Source organism: Paenibacillus sp. RRE4 (assembly GCF_031844205.1).
Taxonomy (GTDB): domain Bacteria; phylum Bacillota; class Bacilli; order Paenibacillales; family Paenibacillaceae; genus Paenibacillus; species Paenibacillus xylanexedens_B.
Window position 1 is genome coordinate 2,886,762 of sequence record NZ_JAUZUT010000001.1, and the last position, 22,099, is coordinate 2,908,860.

General features: G+C 46.1%; 18 protein-coding genes and 1 other annotated feature. Of the genes, 3 read left to right on the forward strand and 15 right to left on the reverse strand.

Annotated elements, in window-relative coordinates; all coding sequences use genetic code 11:
• Positions 1–33 precede the first annotated feature (33 nt).
• From Q9R46_RS13035 to Q9R46_RS13060, 6 genes are all read right to left on the reverse strand, one after another.
• Entirely contained in the window at positions 34–258 is a 225-nt protein-coding gene (locus Q9R46_RS13035) for a hypothetical protein (protein ID WP_145331756.1), read from the reverse strand.
• A gap of 63 nt (positions 259–321) precedes the next feature.
• Entirely contained in the window at positions 322–975 is a 654-nt protein-coding gene (locus tag Q9R46_RS13040) for a flagellar brake protein (protein WP_311280338.1), read from the reverse strand.
• Between the two features lie 147 nt (positions 976–1,122).
• Entirely contained in the window at positions 1,123–2,469 is a 1,347-nt protein-coding gene (gene ypeB / locus Q9R46_RS13045) for a germination protein YpeB (protein ID WP_311280339.1), read from the reverse strand.
• A gap of 638 nt (positions 2,470–3,107) precedes the next feature.
• Positions 3,108–3,794: a glutamic-type intramembrane protease PrsW gene (gene prsW / locus Q9R46_RS13050; RefSeq protein ID WP_090917272.1), complete on the reverse strand. Its 687-nt coding sequence runs from the start codon at positions 3,792–3,794 to the stop codon at positions 3,108–3,110.
• 42 nt (positions 3,795–3,836) lie between these two features.
• Positions 3,837–4,451 (reverse strand): genetic competence negative regulator, encoded by a 615-nt coding sequence (locus tag Q9R46_RS13055; RefSeq protein WP_090917274.1) that lies wholly within the window; start codon positions 4,449–4,451, stop codon positions 3,837–3,839.
• Between the two features lie 188 nt (positions 4,452–4,639).
• The gene (locus Q9R46_RS13060) at positions 4,640–4,990 is read right to left on the reverse strand and encodes a hypothetical protein (protein WP_090917276.1); all 351 of its coding nucleotides are present in this window, start codon (positions 4,988–4,990) and stop codon (positions 4,640–4,642) included.
• 382 nt (positions 4,991–5,372) lie between these two features.
• On the opposite strand from Q9R46_RS13060, the gene Q9R46_RS13065 reads away from it, so the two are divergent.
• Positions 5,373–5,996 (forward strand): polysaccharide deacetylase family protein, encoded by a 624-nt coding sequence (locus Q9R46_RS13065; RefSeq protein WP_311280340.1) that lies wholly within the window; start codon positions 5,373–5,375, stop codon positions 5,994–5,996.
• A gap of 69 nt (positions 5,997–6,065) precedes the next feature.
• Here Q9R46_RS13065 and Q9R46_RS13070 read toward each other — a convergent pair whose 3' ends face one another.
• A complete protein-coding gene (locus tag Q9R46_RS13070) occupies positions 6,066–6,803 on the reverse strand; it encodes a metallophosphoesterase (RefSeq protein WP_311280341.1) in 738 nt (245 codons plus the stop codon).
• Positions 6,804–7,037: 234 nt separating this feature from the next.
• Here Q9R46_RS13070 and Q9R46_RS13075 point away from each other — a divergent pair, with 234 nt between their 5' ends.
• Positions 7,038–7,286: a hypothetical protein gene (locus Q9R46_RS13075; RefSeq protein ID WP_311280342.1), complete on the forward strand. Its 249-nt coding sequence runs from the start codon at positions 7,038–7,040 to the stop codon at positions 7,284–7,286.
• Positions 7,287–7,332: 46 nt separating this feature from the next.
• Here the strand turns inward: Q9R46_RS13075 and Q9R46_RS13080 are convergent, their stop codons facing one another.
• Entirely contained in the window at positions 7,333–7,926 is a 594-nt protein-coding gene (locus Q9R46_RS13080; protein WP_311280343.1) for a CPBP family glutamic-type intramembrane protease, read from the reverse strand.
• 328 nt (positions 7,927–8,254) lie between these two features.
• Positions 8,255–8,485, forward strand: a binding site (T-box leader).
• A gap of 203 nt (positions 8,486–8,688) precedes the next feature.
• Here Q9R46_RS13080 and serA point away from each other — a divergent pair.
• Complete coding sequence (serA, locus tag Q9R46_RS13085; RefSeq protein ID WP_090917287.1) at positions 8,689–10,284, forward strand: phosphoglycerate dehydrogenase; 1,596 nt, start codon at positions 8,689–8,691, stop codon at positions 10,282–10,284.
• An 81-nt stretch (positions 10,285–10,365) separates the two neighbouring features.
• Here serA and Q9R46_RS13090 read toward each other — a convergent pair whose 3' ends face one another.
• The 7 genes from Q9R46_RS13090 to Q9R46_RS13120 all read right to left on the reverse strand — a co-directional run bounded on the left by Q9R46_RS13090 (position 10,366) and on the right by Q9R46_RS13120 (position 21,944).
• Complete coding sequence (locus Q9R46_RS13090; protein WP_311280344.1) at positions 10,366–15,081, reverse strand: BclA C-terminal domain-containing protein; 4,716 nt, start codon at positions 15,079–15,081, stop codon at positions 10,366–10,368.
• 195 nt (positions 15,082–15,276) lie between these two features.
• A complete protein-coding gene (locus Q9R46_RS13095; protein WP_145413580.1) occupies positions 15,277–16,674 on the reverse strand; it encodes an ATP-binding protein in 1,398 nt (465 codons plus the stop codon).
• Positions 16,675–16,729: 55 nt separating this feature from the next.
• Positions 16,730–17,446, reverse strand: coding sequence for a response regulator transcription factor (locus Q9R46_RS13100; RefSeq protein ID WP_110894386.1), 717 nt, complete (start codon positions 17,444–17,446; stop codon positions 16,730–16,732).
• 139 nt (positions 17,447–17,585) lie between these two features.
• Positions 17,586–18,848, reverse strand: a complete 1,263-nt coding sequence (gene ccsA / locus Q9R46_RS13105; protein WP_311280345.1) for a cytochrome c biogenesis protein CcsA — start codon at positions 18,846–18,848, stop codon at positions 17,586–17,588.
• Positions 18,845–20,518, reverse strand: a complete 1,674-nt coding sequence (gene resB / locus Q9R46_RS13110; protein ID WP_311280346.1) for a cytochrome c biogenesis protein ResB — start codon at positions 20,516–20,518, stop codon at positions 18,845–18,847. Before resB ends, ccsA begins: the two co-directional genes overlap by 4 nt.
• 14 nt (positions 20,519–20,532) lie before the next feature.
• Positions 20,533–21,060, reverse strand: coding sequence for a redoxin family protein (locus tag Q9R46_RS13115; protein WP_145413182.1), 528 nt, complete (start codon positions 21,058–21,060; stop codon positions 20,533–20,535).
• A 134-nt stretch (positions 21,061–21,194) separates the two neighbouring features.
• Positions 21,195–21,944: a pseudouridine synthase gene (locus Q9R46_RS13120; RefSeq protein WP_123062202.1), complete on the reverse strand. Its 750-nt coding sequence runs from the start codon at positions 21,942–21,944 to the stop codon at positions 21,195–21,197.
• Positions 21,945–22,099 lie beyond the last annotated feature (155 nt).

Sequence of the window (22,099 nt, forward strand, 5' to 3'; positions counted from 1 at the left end):
CACACTCTACACATGGATGCAAAAACAGACAAATCAGCCAATCCGGTCTTTGCTGTTAATCTGCATATGAACCGGGGTACCTTCTAGCCTGTCAATCGTTGTCATTATTTTCTTCAAATCGGGGTTAAGCAGTAACAACTGATAGAGGATAACGAGAACAAGGAGCACGCCAATGAATAGCAGCGCTCTCCGTTCCAACCGTTTTGACATCATACAATAAATGTGTTCGATTCTCCGTGCATCAGAGCGTTTGTTCATAGCCACATTCTCCGTTTTTGCCTTACATTGCCCCGTACAGTACTGTTTTATGCATGCACACATCTACTTCATACGATAATCCAGTTGCCGTTCAAAACAAAATTTAATGACCTTCTGACGTTCTGAATCCGTAATCTGTGAAAATTTTAGCATACCTAGCTCACGGCCCGATTCCAGCTTTTTAATGCGCACTACCTCGGCTTCGAATTGCACATGGTCAATTGACCCATTGCGATAAGGAACCAATAACCAGCATTTCAGCTTTTGTTCTTCCTGCACTTTGACATCAGGCTCGATGTATATGGACAGTCCACCACCTCCGATGTCTTCAGTCAGCACGACTGAACGCGTAAGTTCTTCACATTGAATCGCCAATTCAAGACTAGCGTGAACGCGAAGAAAGCTACGTCGCTGAATTTTGGAAATCTCATCGGGAAGCGGTTTTCGAATGCGAACCAGACGAACGACATCTTCCTCAAACCCTGTCACGTAAGTATTAAAATAATGGCGGACTCCACTCTCGTTCATATACGATATGGACAATTCTTCTCCGAAAAAGAGTCTTTTCAAACGACTGTTCCCCTGTTGCATCGGAACTTCAATTAAAAAACTGTCATCATCGGTATCTGCGATACGCGATTTGTATTCTTTATGTTCCTCTTTTTCGTCAGCCGATGCGATCTGGATATACAACACTTCATTTATTTTAGGAAACAATCGGTTCACCGCCACTTATGTATTTATCTTTGATCTGCAAGGATTATTATACCATGACCTTTCTCACTTGGAACAAGAAAAAACAGACCATTGCAATGGTCTGTTTTGCATAATCACTTTCGAGAATACATATTCTTCCAAACACTTCTAGGAGGTTGCATTCACCGGCTTAATCTCCTCAACCGCTTCTTCCATTCCCGTATCGGCGTTAATGTAGATCCGGTAACGCGAACCGTTGATTCGTCCCCCGAATTCATAACAAAGTACTTCTTTGCTGTATTCATTCTCTATCAACGATTTGCGAACATAATTTTCTTTGAAATCTGAATTCAGTTTTTTGCGTGCCTGATTGGCCGTGAGCTTTGCTTTTGGAATCTGTCGTTTGTCGTTATGCTCATAAACATAGTCGCTTGCCTGAAAGCCGGTGACTTCCCCCGTATCCAGGCCTACACGTACAGACATTTTTTCTGGATAAATCAATGTATCCCCTTGCTTACGCACATACGTAAGGTTCGCCAAATTACCGAACTCATCGTAATTGACAGCTTTCATATCCTTATATCCTTTATTGACAAGAAACTGATCCGCTTGTTCCATTGCCTCTTGACGGGACACTTTTTTTGTTCCAACCGTTCTCGTATCACTATAAGAGATAAGCTTCCCACCGTTGCGTGTGAAATCCATCATCAGCTTCCCGTTTCTGGCATGCTGGGTGGTGGCGGTATACGATTCCCAATCCGTCCCTTTGCCGTTCTCTTGAACTTGAATCTTGCCGCTCTCCACATTCGAGAATTTGGCGGCCTTCTCCTGGATCTGCTCTTTGGAAACAGGCATTCCGCCGAGCTTCTTCACAGAGCGTTTGGTGAACATACTGGAGACGGAAGGACCCCAATCCAGCTCCGGGTAATCTTTTACCTTTTTATTTACGGTCCGGAAACCGTCCACGATGGAATTATCGTTTGTCTGCTCCTGAGTTGCCATAACGGTTTCAGCGTCCATCCAGCGCAAACGATCAGTTAATACTTTCTGTTGCACTTCCTTCAGACTATTTTTAATCTCCGAAGAATTTTGATACAGCGTCTTTAAATTGCCCATTTCCTTCTGACTAAGCGGCTCATTTGTCAGGTCACGCATGGATGCCTGATACGCAAATTTCGAGATACGCGAGAGGAACTCCTCGGTCTCATTGAAGGGAAGCATGCCGAGCGGCAATTGATTGATTTCATTCTGGGCTTCGCTAGTGAGCCTCCACACATTCATCAAACCTTTGCGATGCATCCCCTGTGAACTTGAATGTACAGCAAGCGTGTTCCCAATCTCCGAATGTAATTTATCCATATGGAATGAGAGATCGTGAAATGCACGCTGATATTGATTTTCCGCCTTGATCAGTATCGCATTCTTCTCCTGATTCTCCTGATAACCCCACACAAGCGCGCCGATCAGGAGTACTGCAAATATCGGAAACATGACTGAACTTAATCGTTTATACACGGTAGATTCTCCTTTCTTCTAGGGTGTGTCTGAAAACAATGGAGAAAGCAGATTTTGCCGAATTTTCGTTCCAAGCCAGGAAGTTTACCGCAGGCGTGCCGGGGCACGTCAAGGGAAAGTGACGCAGCAGGGAGCGAAAAGGTGGTAAAAGATGCACTTCAGTGGATTTCAAGACACGCCTTGATCACTGCCTTTATTGTGGGTCGAAGAAAGTCCTCTTATGCATGCGATTTCCAGCCGGAACGAAATTTGCCTTTAACGAATGAAGCTAAGACTTTTTTGAGTAAGGCTTGTTGACTTCACTTTAATCGAACATATAGCCGACTAGTGCAACATATAGCCGACTAGTGCAACATATAGCTCGTCGCCATGCCCTCTTCTTCAATGTCAAATTGATCTTTGTTATCACATAGGCACTGTTTAAATCCAGTATCAATGCGCCCCCGTTCTTTCTTGCCTCTTAACGTGAAACGTTCACCACATTGTTTGCATCTAATTTTAATCTTGATTCTTGTCATTTTATATCCCCGTTTCATATCGTTGTACCCTTGTTTTCTAGAACACAAAAAAGACACACCAGGGTCTGCGTTTTAAACGCTTTATGTCCACCAGTGTGTCCGTATTTTTATAATTTAATCTCATCCCTCTCGTTTCACGAAACGAAAAGGAGAACGGTTGTTAGCCCGTGTAATCTTGCCTATTGCTCCATACCACAGACCCGCCATCAGAGGCGCGATGAACCACAACCAGTGATTCACCATCATATTCATAATGACATCATACAATGCGTGCCAGAAAAACGGAAGAATCAGAGACAGACTAAGATACCACCGTTTCTTCTTCGTATCATCAATGAATTTGGCTTTGCCCATGTAATATCCCATAATAACGGCAAACATCGCATGACCTGATACAGGCAGAAGGGCCCTTAGAAACATACCTGACACGGAGGCATTGCCTGCAAATGCGTACAGCACATTTTCCACTGTAGCGAAGCCCAATGATACAGCAACGGAATATAAAATTCCGTCATATGGCTCGTCAAATTCGGTGTGATTATAGATAATGTGGTAGATCACAAACCATTTAACAAACTCCTCAACTCCGCCCGAGATTACGATGGATTCGAGAAGGGGACTATCTCCAAGCCACAACATCATGCCTCGCTGAATAATCATCACGGGCAGAACGATCAGAATCCCCATGAGAAATACTCTCAGAACCATGTGAAGTGGTTCATAATCATACCGGTCTTTAAGATAAAAGTATGTTAACAAGGCGAGACCCGGAGCAACTGCTGCAGCTAGAAGCGAAAACAAAAGCACCGAAATTCCCTCCCCTGAATAGTGACGCGATGATAACGATGTTTAATCCTGACGTTTGAAGTGTGTGCAGATGACATCAATCGCTTGTTCAGGAATAACGACCTTTCCATACTCCTCCATAACAGCTGGAGTGACCGAAGAACCTTCTCCAAATTCAGCCAATAAAGCAATCAATGCGGCGTGTTTGGCGGTGTCTACATCATCCGGTTCAAAATGTAAGAACCATTTATTTTTATAAGAATACAGTTTCCCCGCATCCGTAACATGCTGACGTAACATATGGGCAGCTTCAATCAGCACCTCAAAATCCTTAAATGCGTATACGATGGAGTCACTTTGCTCCAGTGTAACTTCCATTTCATATACTTCTTCAGGAAGATCATCTTCATGACCTGAACCATATTGTTGCGGATCATATTTTCCACGAGTAACAATGACAACCATCCCTTGAGCGGGAAGTGCGAATACTTCAACAGCCAGCGGACCTGTGGCATCAAAGCCAAGTTCAGAATAAGCCTGGTCCATCATTTCAGTGAACAGTTCATGTACCTTCGGTAATTCCTGCCACATATCTTCTTTTTGTATTCCGCGCTCGCTCAGATCGTCAAAGGTCAGGAAAATCCGTATCTTATCGTGACTTAGTCGTTCTATTTTCATACAGGATCTCCCCTTTATAAGCAAGTCTTATACCAGATTATGAAGCACAAAACAATATGTGCTGAAAATAAATCTATGTAGTTATGTTATCATTTTATACCTATAAATGCACGCAGTAAAATCAACAAAAAAAAGAATCAATCCACATCAAATCAAGACTGTGGATGATTCTTAATGGATGTTACGGGTTACAAACCCGGTACTGATGTATTGGTTTGACTTAAAATCTGCTCTACTTCATGTTTAACATCCGGGTTCGTCCGAATAAAATCTTTAAGCATATTCATGTTTTCTTCTTTTTCTTTTGGTGAGATCACTCTGCTGGTTTTTGATGCCGACTTGTGCGGTTCACCATGATGATCCGGTTTGCTACTGAAGCTATCCATGCCTGGAAAAGTCATTTCCATCATTTTATGTTTGGCCTGATCCACCATGTTTCGAGATGAACCTGAAGACAACATGGGCATTCTGCCTTTAGCCAACCAAGAACTGGCTGCGACACCAACGACTATACCCCAGAAAAAGGATGACGCCTTCATTACACCAACCTCCTTTAAGTGTTAAAATCAACATTAGTGTTTGCTGTAGAAGACAATCTCATTCCGCATAAATACAGGAAAGTGAGCTGAGAAAATGTTAAAACACGCCACCTCGCTGTTGCTCATAACCAGCATTTTACTATCTGCATGCAGTACTCAAAATCAATCTGCATCTGATGCAAGGGATACTAAAGATGATACTGCTGTCATTCTTTCAGAGAAAAAAAACGAAGCAACCCCGCGCACAGAACACCAGATTGAAAATAAGAACACAGATTCAGTAATTCATTCTGAAACAGACATAGATACAACTGGCAAAAAGCCGGAAGTCCCATCCACTGACACAACTTCAAATGAATTGCCCATTAAGAAGACGTATCATATGAATTCGAGTTATGTTATCAAACCTAATGATGAATCCACCCCTGCTAAAGTGGTCTTGTTAACCTTTGACGATGGGCCAAAGGACGAAAAGATGATCAATTCACTTATGGATACTTTGGATAAACATCATGCAAAAGCCATATTTTTCGTAAATGGAAACCGTGTCAAACGTCAACCGAAGTTGTTGAAAATGATCTATGACCGGGATCAGATCATCGGTAACCACGCTTGGGATCATGAAGATTTGCAGAAAATGTCAAGTTCAGAAGCCAAAAAACAGGTCACTGACGTTCAACAGATTGTGAAAGACATCATCGGGGAAAAACCTCAGTTTTTCAGACCCCCTTTTGGCTCCGGGAATGAAGCATTAAAAGATGCCGTCAAAGAAGAGGGAATGCTGTATATGACATGGTCAAACGGGTCACTGGACTGGGATAAGAGCACTAAAAACAGACCAGACAAAGTGATCCAGAATGTCCTGGATCAGCTTCACCCTGGAAGTAATATTCTGATGCATGAATTACCTTGGACGGTCGATGCTCTGGAGGAGTTGTTAACATTGCTTGAGAAGAAGGGTTATTCCTTTGTTGATCCACGCGCGATCGATTTGCAGTCCCGATAATAGATGCCAATGCTAGGGCTACTGCACCACCGCGAAAAAAAATGTAATGTGCAACAAACAGCCCTGATCTTATTGATCAGGGCTGTTTGTTGCAGGAACACGTAAAGTGATGAGATGTATCTCTGCGGGACAACCTAACCTGAAGGGAAGATGGTTTGTACCAAATCCCCGGCTTACAAGCAATTTTCCTGAACGAATATCTTCATCGGTACGTTTCAAGGAAAACCAGCCGCTCTTTACAGCCCGATAAGCCTTATTTAGCAATACAGGTCCTAACAATGGAACAACGATTTGTCCTCCATGGGTATGTCCACTAAGTATCAGATCTACATCAATGTCTAACCGCAATACTTCCAAAGGATCGTGAACTAATACGATTGTGGAGCAGCCATCCTTCGTATTTCGCAACAATTTCTCTGCCTGTTTCGAACGATAATCTAATCCGACCAATCGGACATGTTCTGTTCCTTTTTTCAAGTATACATCCTGATCTTGAAGGAGCTGCACGCTCGAATCATCCAAAAGTCTAGATAAATGAGTCACGCCTGCTTTTTTGTCATGATTTCCATAAACGGTATATGTTGGAGCTAAACTCGACAAAAGCCTCATATTTTGTCTGACAATCGACCAGGATATTCCCTCTTCAGCTATATCGCCCCCGACGAGTACCCAATCGGCTTTGCCCTTCAACTGCTCAACTTCTTTTGTTTTCAACAATCGTGCATGGGTATCTGATAAAAAAATAATCCTCGCTCCGTTGAAAGAGGCTGGTAGATGCACAAGTTCGACTTCGTCCTCTGTAATCACAGTTGTATGAGCCTCTCGCCACATATGAAAAAGAAGTAATAAAGCTACCACTAATGTGAGAAAGGATAAACTGACTAATATTACCACGGTAATGGGAGGAAGGTGTTTAAAGGAGGAGCTCCCTTAATCCCCCACCATACCAGACCAACGGTTAACATTATGAAAATAAAAATAAGTGAATTGACAAATCTTTTGCTCAATCTCAAACGTCGTGAAGGATGAAGTTCAGTTCGAGTGGGTAAAGAACCCGCTTCGGTAACTGTGCTTTCCTTCTGGTTTGCCTTTTTCTTGGAGCGACTAGGCGCTCGTTCCGGTAATACCGGACTTTCCAGTGCGGATGCACTCGACCCACGTTGTGATCTTGGTAAAGAAATTGAAGTAATTGGTGGAAGCCCCACTGTTTCGGCAGCAACTGCCGTTTCAGCAACGAAACTTGTCTGTGAAGCCGAGTTTCGCCCGGTTTTCTCTTTATTGTCCGAGTGACGCTGACGTTGGCTGCCATATGTTTTCACCCTGCTTAATGGCTGACTCATGATCCCCTCCGAAAACGTATCGCTAATCCAGATACTAGGTCAATGATAAAATGACACAGAATCGGTGCCCATAATGTGCCTGATTGCAAATAAATATAGCCCAATCCGTAGCTCGACACAAACACCCATCCTGTAGGAATCCAGTGGCGCAGATAACGAATATGAATAACTGCAAATAAGATACTTGTCCAGTATGGACCAATTGCGTGTTGAATTGCGCCGCGGAAAAGCAACTCCTCACATACAGCCACCAAGGCTGCTATACATACAATATGCCAGATTGGACGTCCGCGAAACAACAGCTCGTTAATGCCACCATCATCCATACTTTCCTGAGGTATGACATAGGACAGTACCAAATCCATGACTAGCATAATCGCAGCGAGCCCAAGACCCCACCATAAAAACTGAAGATGATCAGGCAAGGCCAGAACTTCGAATAGATCCCTTTTCTGCAACAAAATCCATACGATCCCTACGAATAAAGTTAGCCCTTGGGTAAAGTAAAGGTTGATCAAGAGCAGACGTTCTGTTAATTGCTGCGGCTCGGCTTTCTGAATTTTAAACTTCGGAAATTTCTTTTTTTTCATTGCATGCGTCTGTCCTCTTAAGTTATTTGATAAAAATTTCATTGACCAATCCGATAGTATACTAAATGATAGCCAAAAAACCAATCCGGTTCAAGACCTGTCCCAAGTCCCGGTTGATCACATCAAAACGTTACTTCATTAATGCAGTGAACTTTCTTTCACGAAACAGTATGTTTAAGCATTTAAATCTCAATAAAAATGATTCTAAGTAGATAGATTACACTCTCAGAAGGTCCGGAAATCACAGCCTTCAACGTCAGGAATTAAAACATTTAAGCCTATTGACATGCTCATGTAAGCCATGATACATTATGAAAAATTAGTTACGTCAAACACGATGATGGAAAAAAGACGTTGCTTTGTCTTTCAGAGAGCCGATGGTTGGTGTAAATCGGTGGCAGGCAGATGATCTTGAGCGCTCCTGAGTTATTGCATTGAAATTGGAGTAGGTGCAATCGGTTTAGACCCGTTATCCTCTTCGGTCTTCATTGACCGCTAAGACTGTCGTTGCGAAACGGCGGTGAATTAGGGTGGTACCACGACAACTCTCGTCCCTTATTGCGCAAGCAGTATGTGGATTGAGAGTTTTTTTGATTGTTTTTGATAAAAGAATCCTGTGGAATCACCCTGTTAGTTTACCCTCCCCCTCTGCTACGACACCGCGTTGTTGGAGGGAAGAATTACTTTGGTTTTAAGGAACGTCTCCTGCCGGAGAACAAACCTTGACGATTATAGATATACAAACCTAAGGAGGAAGAAACCATGTACAAAGTGTTAGTGTCAGATCCAATCAGTGACCTGGGAATTCAGCAGCTGGTGGATGCAAGTGATGTCGTTGTCGAGAAGAAAACCGGACTTAGTGAAGATGAGCTTGTTGCCATTATCGGAGATTATGATGCCCTACTCGTTCGTAGCCAGACCCGTGTTACTGAACGTATTATGACGGCTGGCACCAATCTTAAAGTGATTGGACGCGCAGGAGTTGGCGTAGATAATATTGAACTGGAACCTGCTACACAACGCGGTATCATTGTCATTAATGCACCTGACGGTAATACCATTACGACTTGTGAGCACACTTTTGCCATGATGATGGCACTGGCACGACATATTCCGCAGGCATATGCCAAAACGATTCAGGGTACATGGGATCGTAAAACGTTCCTCGGTGTGGAGTTAAGAAACAAAACACTCGGTGTACTCGGTATGGGAAGAATCGGTAGCGAAGTAGCCAAACGCGCCAAAGCATTCGGAATGGACATTCTCGCTTATGACCCGTTCCTCACAGAGGAGCGTGCCGAGAAACTGCAAGTCAAGCTGGCAAGTGTGGATGATATTATCCGTAATGCAGATTTTATGACTGTGCACACTCCACTCACACCAGAGACACGTCATATGATTTCCCGCCCGCAATTTGAAGTCATGAAAAAAGGCATGCGTATTATTAACTGTGCACGCGGCGGTGTAGTTGACGAAATGGCGCTTGTAGAAGCGATTGATGAAGGAATTGTTGCTGGAGCAGCATTCGACGTATTCGAAAGCGAGCCACCTGCAGCAGATCATCCATTCCTGAATCATCCAAGCATTATCGTTACACCTCACTTGGGCGCATCAACCGTAGAGGCTCAAGAGAACGTTGCGATTGACGTATCTGAACAAGTTCTTCACATTCTTCGCAATGAACCATTTAAAAATGCGGTTAATATGCCAGCTGTCGCACCAACCGTCATGAACAAACTGCAACCATACTTTAAATTGGGTGAAACATTGGGAAGTTTTGCAGCACAAATCACTCAAAATGCAGTCCAAGAGATTCGCATTGACTATGCGGGTGATCTGTCAGAAGTGGATACATCACCGCTCACTCGTTATATTGTGAAAGGCATTCTAGCAAGACATCTGGGCGGAGAAGCCAATATTGTCAACTCCATGCACTTGGCCAAAATTCGTGATCTGAATGTGGTTGTGAGCCAAACCTCTGCTACAAAAGGATTCACAAACCTAATCACCGTAACACTTGTAACAACACAAGATGCTGAAGAACGCCGCGTGGCAGGTACTCTTCTTGCAGGATACGGCGAACGTATTGTTCGTCTTGATAAATTCCCTGTAGATATCGCACCCGAAAGTCATCAAATTTTGATCTCGCACAACGATAAACCGGGTATCATTGGACGTGTAGGTACTTTGCTTGGTCAAAATGACGTAAACATCGCATCCATGCAGGTTGGACGTAAAATTATTGGTGGTGCTGCGATCATGATCCTCACCGTTGATAAAGAAGTGCCAAAAGATGTGTTGGTTCAGCTTACATCTCTGCCTGAATTAAATACAGCTGTTGAGATTGTGCTCGGTTAATACAAAGGACTCATTAAATGAAAAAAAGAGACGGGAACATATTGCTCCCGTCTTTTTTGCGTTCTGTGAGATTAAGGATAGTTAACTTAATTGAATAATCGTTAATGTTGCACCTGGTGGGGCAAGTACAGCCGTGGCCACAAGGCCGAAAAGCTGAAGTTGGATTGTCGAACCGGCTGTAACCGAGACAATAAATTCTGTTTGCAATTGACTCAAGGAAAGCGCGGGCGAGACAACACTGGCTGGAATCGCTGTGCCATTAAGCAACACCCGGGACTGTATCAGGGCTGCAGCTGTTAAACTGATTTTGTAAGAAATAAAGTATCTTCCTGTGTTAGCCAAAGTAAACGTATCGCTAGAGCCATTGACCGTAATACCTGTTCCAATGTTTTGATTGTTTGTCAATGGAATCAATGTACCACCCAAAAGAACAAGGATCGTACCACTCGTATTTTCAGCAAAAGCTGAGGTTGCTGTTACAGACGTACCTGTGGCTCCTGTGGCTCCGGTATCCCCCGTTGCCCCTGTACCCGTAGCTCCGGTTGCGCCTGTAGCACCAGTCGTTCCTGTTGCTCCAGTTGTACCCGTCAAGCCTGTGGCTCCTGTGGTTCCGGTTGCACCCGTAATGCTTGCGCCAGTTGCTCCCGTCACTCCGGACGTACCCGTTGCACCAGTCGCCCCGGTTGCGCCAGTCGGTCCCGTTACTCCCGTGGCTCCGGTTGCGCCAGTAATGCTTGCGCCGGTGGCTCCCGTTACTCCGGCTGTACCCGTTGCACCCGTCACCCCGGTTTCGCCTGTCGTTCCTGTAACTCCCGTGGCTCCGGTTGCACCTGTAATACTTGCACCAGTGGCTCCAGTCACTCCGGACGTACCCGTTGCACCAGTCACCCCGGTTTCGCCAGTCGTTCCTGTAACTCCCGTGGCTCCGGTTGCGCCAGTAATGCTTGCGCCGGTGGCTCCCGTTACTCCGGCTGTACCCGTTGCACCAGTCACCCCGGTTTCGCCAGTCGGGCCCGTTACTCCTGTGGCTCCAGTTTCTCCAGTGACACCAGTTATACCCGTCGCCCCTGCACTTGCTAGTAACGTATAGTCTGGCGAGGTGCCTGGGGTGCCCGTTGGCGAGGCTACATTCGTGATATACGTGCTGCCATTGAACGTCACCACTTGACCGGCCGGATACGTCGGGGCTACTGCTGGATCAAATGCCACGATGCCGCTTAATCCTATGCCGGTGGCCCCCGTCGCTCCCGTAATGCTTACTCCGGTTGCTCCGGTCACTCCGGCTGTACCCGTGGCTCCAGTCAACCCGGTTTCACCAGTCACTCCCGTTACTCCTGTGGCTCCGGTTACTCCAGCAATACCGGTCGCACCCGTTACTCCTGTTTCTCCAGTGACACCAGTTATACCCGTCGCACCTACACTTGCTAGTAACGTATAATCCGGCGACGTGCCCGGCGTGCCTGTAGGCGAGGCCACATTGGTGATATACGTACTACCATTAAACGTCACCACTTGACCGGCCGGATACGTCGGGGCTACTGCTGGATCAAATGCCACGATGCCACTTAAACCTACGCCGGTGGCTCCGGTCACTCCAGCAATACCGGTCGCGCCCGTTATTCCCGTTTCCCCAGTTCCCCCTGTCGCACCTACACTTGCTAGTAAGGTATAATCCGGTGAGGTGCCTGGCGTGCCTGTAGGCGAGGCCACATTGGTGATATACGTACTGCCATTAAACGTCACCACTTGACCGGCCGGATACGTCGGGGCTACTAATGGATCAAATGCCACGATGCCGCTTAATCCTATGCCCGTGGCCCCCGTCGCTCCCGTAATGCTTACTCCGGTTGCTCCGGTCACTCCGGCTGTTCCCGTGGCGCCAGTCACACCGGTTTCACCCGTCAATCCTGTTACTCCTGTGGCCCCGGTCACTCCAGCAATACCGGTCGCACCCGTTACTCCTGTTTCTCCAGTGACACCAGTTATACCCGTCGCCCCTGCACTTGCTAGTAACGTATAGTCTGGCGAGGTGCCTGGCGTGCCCGTTGGCGAGGCTACATTCGTGATATACGTGCTGCCATTAAACGTCACCACTTGACCGGTTGGATACGTCGGGGCTACTGCTGGATCAAATGCCACGATGCCACTTAAACCTACGCCGGTGGCCCCCGTCGCTCCCGTAACGCTTGCACCGGTTGCTCCAGTCTCTCCGGCTGTACCCGTGGCTCCAGTCAACCCGGTTTCACCAGTCACTCCCGTTACTCCTGTGGCCCCGGTCACTCCAGCAATACCGGTCGCACCCGTTACTCCTGTTTCTCCAGTGACACCAGTTATACCCGTCGCCCCTGCACTTGCTAGTAACGTATAGTCTGGCGAGGTGCCTGGCGTGCCCGTTGGCGAGGCTACATTCGTGATATACGTACTACCATTAAACGTCACCACTTGACCGGCTGGATACGTCGGGGCTACTGCTGGATCAAATGCCACGATGCCACTTAAACCTATGCCCGTGGCCCCCGTCGCTCCCGTAACGCTTGCACCGGTTGCTCCAGTCTCTCCGGCTGTACCCGTGGCTCCAGTCACACCGGTTTCACCAGTCACTCCCGTTACTCCTGTGGCTCCGGTCACTCCAGCAATACCGGTCGCGCCCGTTATTCCCGTTTCTCCAGTTACACCTGTCGCCCCGGCACTTGCAATCAAAGTATAATCCGGCGAGGTGCCCGGCGTGCCTGTTGGCGAGGCCACATTGGTGATATACGTACTACCATTAAACGTCACCACTTGACCGGCCGGATACGTCGGGGCTACTGCTGGATCAAATGCCACGATGCCACTTAACCCTACGCCGGTGGCCCCCGTCGCTCCCGTAACGCTTGCACCGGTTGCTCCAGTCTCTCCGGCTGTACCCGTGGCTCCAGTCAACCCGGTTTCACCAGTCACTCCCGTTACTCCTGTGGCTCCGGTCACTCCAGCAATACCGGTCGCGCCCGTTATTCCCGTTTCCCCAGTTCCTCCTGTCGCACCTACACTTGCTAGTAACGTATAATCCGGTGAGGTGCCCGGCGTGCCTGTAGGCGAGGCTACATTGGTGACATAAGTACTGCCATTAAACGTCACCACTTGACCAGTTGGATACGTAGGAGCTACTGCTGGGTCAAACGCGACGATTCCACTCAACCCTACACCCGTCGCTCCAGTTGCACCAGTAACTCCTGTCGATCCTGTAGCTCCTGATGGTCCTGCTCCAGCAAGTAATGTATAATCTGGTGAACTTCCTGGTGTACCCGTTGGTGAAGCCACATTGGTGATATACGTACTACCATTAAACGTCACCACTTGGCCTGATGAATACGTCGGGGCAACAGCCGGATCAAATGGTATAACTCCTTCTAAACCTATACCAGTTGCTCCGGTTGCTCCAGTTGAGCCTGCTCCGGCAAGCAACGAATAGTCCGGTGAACTTCCTGGTGTACCCGTCGGCGCGGCGACATTTGTAATATATGTGCTACCGTTAGACGTTACAATCTGACCTGCTGGATATGTCGGCGCTTGAGCAGGATCGAATGGTACAATCCCTGTAAGCCCGACGCCTGTAGGGCCGGTGGCCCCCGTCGTTCCCGCACCGGCGATTAATGTATAATCAGGTGAACTTCCAGGCGTACCTGCCGGTGAAGCCACATTGGTGATATACGTACTACCATTAAACGTCACCACTTGGCCTGATGAATACGTTGGCGCTTGAGCTGGGTCAAAAGTAATAGCACCGTTAAGACCTACCCCAGTAGCTCCTGTCACTCCTGATGCAGCGATCAATGTATAGTCCGAAGATGTACCTGGTGTCCCTGTCGGACCTGCCACACTGGCAATATACGTACTGCCATTATAGGTAACGACTTGACCTGCTGGATATCCAGGTGCAAGAGTAGCATCAAAGGCAACAGCTCCAGAAAGCCCTACACCCGTTGCCCCGGTTGCACCTGTAGAACCAGCAGCAAGCAAAAGCGTGTAATCAGGTGAACTTCCAGGTACACCCACCGGGCCATTTACGTTAGCCACAAAAAGACTTCCATCATAACTAACTACCTGGCCCTGCGCGTAAGTTGATCCAGCTGCAGGGTTAAACGTTGTAATATTGTTTAATCCTACTCCCGGAACTCCTGTCGCTCCTTGTGGACCTTGTGGACCCTGCGGGCCTATAGGGCCGACAGCACCCGCAGAACCAGCTGGCCCTGTTGCACCTGTTGGACCAGTAGCTCCTCTCAATCCAGGAACTCCAGGGACCCCTGGTACGCCCGGAACACCGGGAGGACCTGCTGCCCCTGTAATTCCCCCCGTACCAAAAGTCGTTGTGGCTCTGCTTAGCGAGATAGATATGGAGCGAATTAATCCGACTAACCGATCTTTTACTTCGGGAGGTACCTCCAAAAGCAATGTTACACCTAACAAGTCATCCAACAGATTTTGCAAATTCCCTGCGAGATTAATTAAAGCAACAGGAATGACTTCAGAAGAAGCAATGGTCAGTTCTAATACAGCTTGAAGCTCTGCTTTTACCCCAGCTCGGAACTCAGATTCATTCACAAAAGTAAGTAACTGACGTAATCCGTTCTGCAACGCAAGTATATTTGATGCACTCGGCTGACTAATTGCACCGGGAATGGTTACAGCAAGAGAACGAAGAATCGACTCATATTGCTCAAGCTCACTAGCTGTTATGGGTATAAACGGCGAACCTGCCCGGAATGATCTCCCTTCCAAGAACGCTTTAATATTTACTCTTTTACGTCCATCGGACATACTTTAATCAATCCTCCTTAGACATCTTATTTTTCAATCTTATGAAGGAGGAGTTCAAAAATTATCTTGGACATTTTTTTGCGGACAAAAAAAGGATACGATCTTGTTCCACGTTGAACAAGATTAAACGGAATACTTCAACAAAAAAACACCCTCTATCAGAGGGTGTTTCGGCACATTTTGTTTAAAATCAACCTATTTCGAAGATTCTACCGGAAATTGTAATATAAACTCCGTTCCTTCACCTAGCACACTATTGACATGAATCGTGCCCTGATGAGCATCTACGATGTTTTTTACGATCGCCAAGCCAAGCCCGGTTCCCACACTTTCTCCCCGAACGCGAGCTTTATCCGCTTTATAAAAACGTTCAAAAATAAAAGGTAGGTCAGATGTAGGAATACCCACACCCTGATCTTTTATACTTATTCTCGCAAAAGGAGCACGCAAGTTAGTTACAAGTTCAGCAGAAATTTTCACACTTTTACCAACAGGTGTATGTCTGAATGCATTATCCAGTAAATTCGTGAATACTTGCTCCAGCCTGTCTTCATCTGCTTGTTGAAGTGAGATCATCTGCTGTTTGCATTCGAATTGAAGTTGAATCCCCTGTTCCTTCGAGCGCACCATAAATTTGCGATAAATACGTTCGAGAAGTTCACCGAGTTCAACTTCCTTCATGTTCATGTCGGTATGCCCTGCATCCATACGGGCCAGATCAAGTAAATCCTTGACCAGTCTACCCATCCGCAGTGACTCATCGTGAATGACCTGAATCAGCTCTTCACTCTCTTCGGGCGATGTTGCCATCCCGTCAAGCAAAGCCTCGCTGTATCCCTGCATCATTGATAACGGTGTACGAATCTCATGAGAGACATTGGCAACGAAGTCTCGGCGCATCTTCTCCATTTTCACTTCTTCGGTAACATCTCGCAAAACAGCCACCGCGCCTCGCACCACACTATCTGCATACAAGGGAGCCATTTGAACAGACCATACTCCTTGCTGCACATGAACATTGGAACTCTGGTCCCCGCCTTGCTCCATCACCAGTCTGAATAAGGGGACAAGCGGTTCGGGAACATCACGGGACGGGTTCGCAGAAGGATGACCATCCAACCCCTCATCCTCCTGAGCCCAGTCGAGAGCATACCATGCCTGCATAATTTTCTCACCAGGCGGATTCGTCAAAATGACCTTGCCTTCACCATCAAAAGTAATCACCGCATCCGTCATGCTTCGCAGCACACTTGCCAAATGCTCCTTTTCATGATTCAAATTACGAATGGTATCTTCCAGTTGAACAGCCATGTGATTAAACGTATTGGCAAGTTCACCAATTTCGTCATTGGTACGGAGAGAAAGTCTCGTGCCATAGTTCCCTTTACGGATGGCATTAGCTGCCTGAATTAATTGTTGCATAGGCTGTGTAATTTTGGTGAACAGAAATAATGCAAAAAACGTTGTTAGACTGAATCCAACAATGCAAATATAAGTAAACAGCCTTTTGATGTCCCTAGATTCTGACTCAGCAAAGTTGGTATCGATATAGGGCAGCAGAAAGAGCCCTAGCGCAATCAGCACACAGCCCACAAGGCATATAATTGTGATCCATAACTTTCCAACCAGTGATCTCCAGAAAGCAAAGTTATTTCGGTACTTCCAGTTTATAACCGACACCCCACACGGTTGTTATCATCGCAGCCGATTCAGGTGATACCTTGTTCAGCTTCTCGCGAAGACGCTTCACATGGGTATCCACGGTACGAAGATCACCGAAAAATTCATAGTTCCATACATCCTTAAGCAATTCTTCTCTGGAGAAAACCTTATCCGGCGATGTTGCAAGGTAATGCAACAACTCATATTCTTTAGGTGTCAAACTGATCTCTTCACCACCCGCAGTTACGCGGTGTGCATCATGCTCAATAACAAGATGCGGGAAAACAATATTGTTGCTTGAATTGCTTTCCTTGGAAAGATACGCCGTTGCCGAAGAGCGACGCAGAATAGCCTTCACCCGGTAAATCACTTCACGCGGACTGAATGGCTTCACCACATAATCATCTGCCCCTACTTCAAAACCTTGTACACGGTTAATCTCTTCCCCCTTTGCGGTAAGCATTAATACAGGGGTAGATTTCACCTGACGAAGACGGGTACACACTTCAACACCATCCATGCCCGGGAGCATAACATCTAGCAAAATCAGGCCGTAATCCCCGGCCGTTGCTTTACGAAGGGCTGTTTCGCCGTCTTCCGCTTCATCAATTTCATAACCTTCTTTTTCAAGATACATTTTAAGCAACCTGCGGATTCTTTCTTCATCATCTACGACCAAAATACGATTCTCATGTTCTGACATGCCCACTCAAGCCCCTTTACAATAACTCCTCATCACTTCTATTATGTTCGATCTTGCGAACAATATTTGAATACCTGTTTTAATGAAACGGGTATATCATGAATTACCGTAGTTTTGCCACTACTTTTAACTGACTTTACTAGTCTGCTCCAGCATAGGAATGCAATCCTGCAATGATCAGATTTACACCAACCAGTGTAAACATGACAACCAGGAAACCGAGCACAGCAAGCCAAGCGGACTTCTGTCCCTGCCATCCTTTGGATAAACGCAAGTGCAAATACACACTATAATACAGCCAAGTGATCAGTGCCCATACTTCTTTGGGGTCCCAGCCCCAGAAGCGACTCCAGGCAATTTGTGCCCATATCATAGCAAAGATCAGAGCTCCCAGCGTAAAAATAGGGAATCCAATCGCAATAGCGCGATAACTGATCTCATCAAGGTCATCTGCATCAATTCCATTCATCATCGGTTGCAACGCTTGTCCAAGCGGTCTGCGTACAACTAAACGAATGATTCCGTACAGAATCAGACCCGTAAGGATCGACCAGATGACTGTATTCAGCTTACGTCCTGCATTCACGCCATTCATCCATGAAGGAGTTTCAAGCAACGGTTCCTTCATTCCAAGGAACGGTTTCAGGCTCTCCACTTCACTATTATATGGAGCAAAAATAGGAGGCATGCGATAAATCACTTTCTCTATTGTACTATTTTCCTCTCCCTTTGTGTCAATGGTGACTGTTTTCTGTACAAAAACGGCCTCATAACCGGATGCACGGAAGGCAAACACGGTTCCAATAAATCCGATCACCACAACGATGGTAATGAGCGTGAACTCCACCCATCCGCGCTGACGACGAGAAGATTTGTCTTTTCCACTAAAATCAACGGTACGAAGCAGATACATAAATCCCGCAGCAAAACCTACAGCGAAAAACGCTTCACCCAAGGCTGCCAGCGTAACGTGGATCTTCAACCAAATCGATTGTAATGCGGGAATTAATGGCTGAACTTCCTGTGGAAATACGGCTGCATATGCCATAATGATAATCGTGAGCGGAAGTGCAAACAAGCCCAGCAGAGATTTACGGTAAATTGCGTACACAACGATAAACGCTACCATAATCATCATGGATAAAAAGGACATAAATTCGTACATATTACTTACCGGAATATGGCCTGCACCAATCCAGCGGGTGATAAAGAAGACCAAGTGTGCTGTCAACGCAACCGTAGATGCGATAAACGCCCGTTTACCCCAACGATTCATATGATCGATCGGATCACGGTTACTCCATTTCTTGCCCATGACGGCAACAGCATATAACAAAAATGCAGCACAATACAGAAAAAAGGATACGATAAATGCATCGCTGCTGAAATCCAGTATATTCATGCTTGGTTCCCCCCGTTATCCAACGACTTCTCATCCACTTCCAGATTCATCTGTTTCAAAATGCCAGCAACTTCTCGTCGGAAGCCGAACCAGTTCTTGTTGGTGTGCCCGCCAAGCGTAATTCGCTCGTCATCGAACCGAATCCAAATGCGACGATGATGCCAGTAAAAGCCCATGACAAGACCCAGCATGACAATGCCAGCCCCTACCCATACAAACGGCATCGCTTTGTCCACACGTATATTCAGGTAGCTTACCGATTGAATAAGATCTACCTTGTCCATACTGTCGACCTCCAGTTGTAATGGAAGTTCCCCTCCTACAAGCTGGCGATTGATCGCGTCCTGTTGAAAGCGTTGCTTGTCGATTTGTTTGGCAAAATATAAGTATTGAATCCCCTTCTCTGGCAGATCCGGACCTTCAATATGAAAAAGAAATGCAGGTGCATTGGGTGAAGGTGATTTTGATTTCGGTTCACCCTTATCATCCAGAGCAAAATCCATAAATTTTTCTTTCACCGTCAATGTGTATGGTCCTGCCTCAAAGGTGCGTTGCGTGTCCATCATGTCAATCTTCAAAGAACCGTATACTTCACCCGTTTTCACATTGACCAGATCCGGTGTCACCGAACGAATCGTCGGGGTTAGGTCATAGTCAAACTGGTATGCTTTAAGACCTTGGTAATTCAGCGGCTGGTTCACCCGCACGTCATGTCTTGCAACCTCGGCAAGCTGAGGTTTTTTGGAGAGATCCGAACAATCGGCTGTGCATTCGTACAAAACAACCTTGGTTTCAAATAACTTGGGAACCGTTTTATTCAGATTTTTGAACTGCTCAGGGACTTCGTCGTCACTATAAAACTCCACATTAAACTTCTCATTTTTCAGATACATGGACGTGTTTGGAATTTTTTTAATTTCCCCTTCAGGAAAAGCAACATGTTCGTCCAGATTTAAACCCGGAAGTCCGCGAGCGAGAACAGCGAGCAGAAAAATAATAAGTCCGATATGAATCACATAAGGGCCCCAGCGGCTAAAACGTTGCTTCTCCGCAAGCAAAGCATCCCCTTGTGTGTGAACACGATACCCCTTCTTACGAAGCGGCGTAACCGCTTTCTTAATCCACTCTTCAGGTGCCTCTTCTACAGAACCTTGATACACAAGTCGCTGCCGCGTCAGGAATTGAAGGTGTTTCCGTATTCGCTGTTTGTTCAGCGCTTTGTACAGTGGAAGCACACGATCCAGACTACAGATCACAAGCGATGCTCCGATCATCACCAGCAGTAGAATAAACCACCAGGATTCATATGTATGAGACAGACCGAGAAGATAATAAATATGGCCTAACTGACCATAAGTTTCTTTGTAATAAACCGAAGGATCAATATTCAGAAATGTACTTTCTTGCGGGTAGATCGTACCTAGCATCGAACCAACGAGCGTGAGCACAATCATATAAACTGCAATTTTGACAGATGAAAAGAAATTCCATATGCGATCAATAATATTGGGATTACTTCGCTGTGAACGCCGAGCCATCCCATCATAACGCATCTCTAACACTTCATTTGATTGAGCGGTTTCCTCCTGAAGCGGCTTACCACACGCCTCGCACAATACGGTTCCTACCGGATTCTGATGACCACACTCACATTTCGTATTTTGGAACACAAGTAGACCTCCTGTCAGGGCTGCTTCGCCAGCTGTGAGATTTGAGCGTCAAGTGTGTCCAAATCCAATTGCCCGATATGAATCGTGGAGATTTTTCCCGTTTCAGATACGAAAAACGTTGTTGGCATCGGAGAGATCCCATAGTCTCGAACGGAGTTTTTATCCCGGTCCAACATAATCGGAAATGTAACACCCACCTGCCGTACAAAATTATCTACCGTCATCTGATCTTCTCCAACGTTGATTCCTACAAATTGCACACCTTTATCTTTCCATTTGTCAGCCTGCGCTTGAAGAGCAGGCATTTCTTTCACACAAGGCTCACACCATGTGCCCCAAAAATTGATAACCATCGCTTTTCCCTGATACTCATCAGACGTATGAACTTGACCATCCAGGCCCAGCAGTTCAAAAGAAGGGGCTCGATCCCCTTCCTTTGGCTTGCCATTCGAGCCGGATACCGATGTTGTAATCGCGTATCCACCCAACACCAGGATCAAGCACAAAATAACGATTTGCACCGTTCTTCTTGATTTTCCCATGTGCTGCTCCCCTTTAAAGTGACGATAATATTGATTTGCCTTCTTGTTATAGAAACTGTGAACACTCTATGGACAATTATAGCGAATTTCGTCACAAATCTGCGGCGGTTTTATGAAAATTATGTGTCCTCACATTACCTTTTTTTCATTTTTTTGGCGGGTTCCGATTTTGCGAGCGTAATCAGATTGTTAACTTCCTCTTTGGTCAGATTACGTGTCAGCCCTCTTTTCAGATTTTGCAGCAAAATGCCTCCAAACGAAATCCGCTTCAGACGAGTTACCGGATGATTGATTGCCTCAAACATACGTCTTACTTGACGGTTTCGTCCCTCATAAATCGTAATTGAAATAACAGCTTCATTGGTTGCTGTGTCGACATCTTTGTACTCGACCTCTGCTGGCGCTGTCATACCGTCTTCAAGCATAATTCCATTTTTGAGCTTTTCCAGTTCCGTACCATGGGGTACCCCTTTAACCGTTGCCAGATACGTTTTGGGTACGTGATGTTTAGGATGCGTCAGCAGGTGCGCAAATTCGCCATCATTGGTCAGAATAAGCAACCCTTCGGTATCATAATCAAGACGTCCTACCGGATAAACACGTTCCTTAACACCTTTCAGATAATCCGATACAATTTTCCGGCCTTCCGGATCTGATGCGCTTGTAATAACCCCTTTAGGTTTATTCAGCATCAAATACACTTTTTTCTCACTGCGGATCGGTTTTCCATTGACCGTAATGATATCCTCTTCGGGGTTTGCTTTCGTACCCAGTTCGGTTACGACCTCCCCGTTAACTTCCACTTTGCCGGACAGGATCAGTTCCTCACTCTTGCGGCGGGATGCAATGCCTGCCTGTGCGATAATTTTTTGTAATCTTTCCATGTTTGTCATGTCACCTCACACTAATGATACCCATCCAACCGGGAAATCACAAGGATTATCCAATGTTTTTGTAAACGTTCGAGCTTTATCGCTAATTTGTATGTGCAAGAACAGATATTTTATAGTCTCGATATACAAAAAAAGCTTACCCTCGC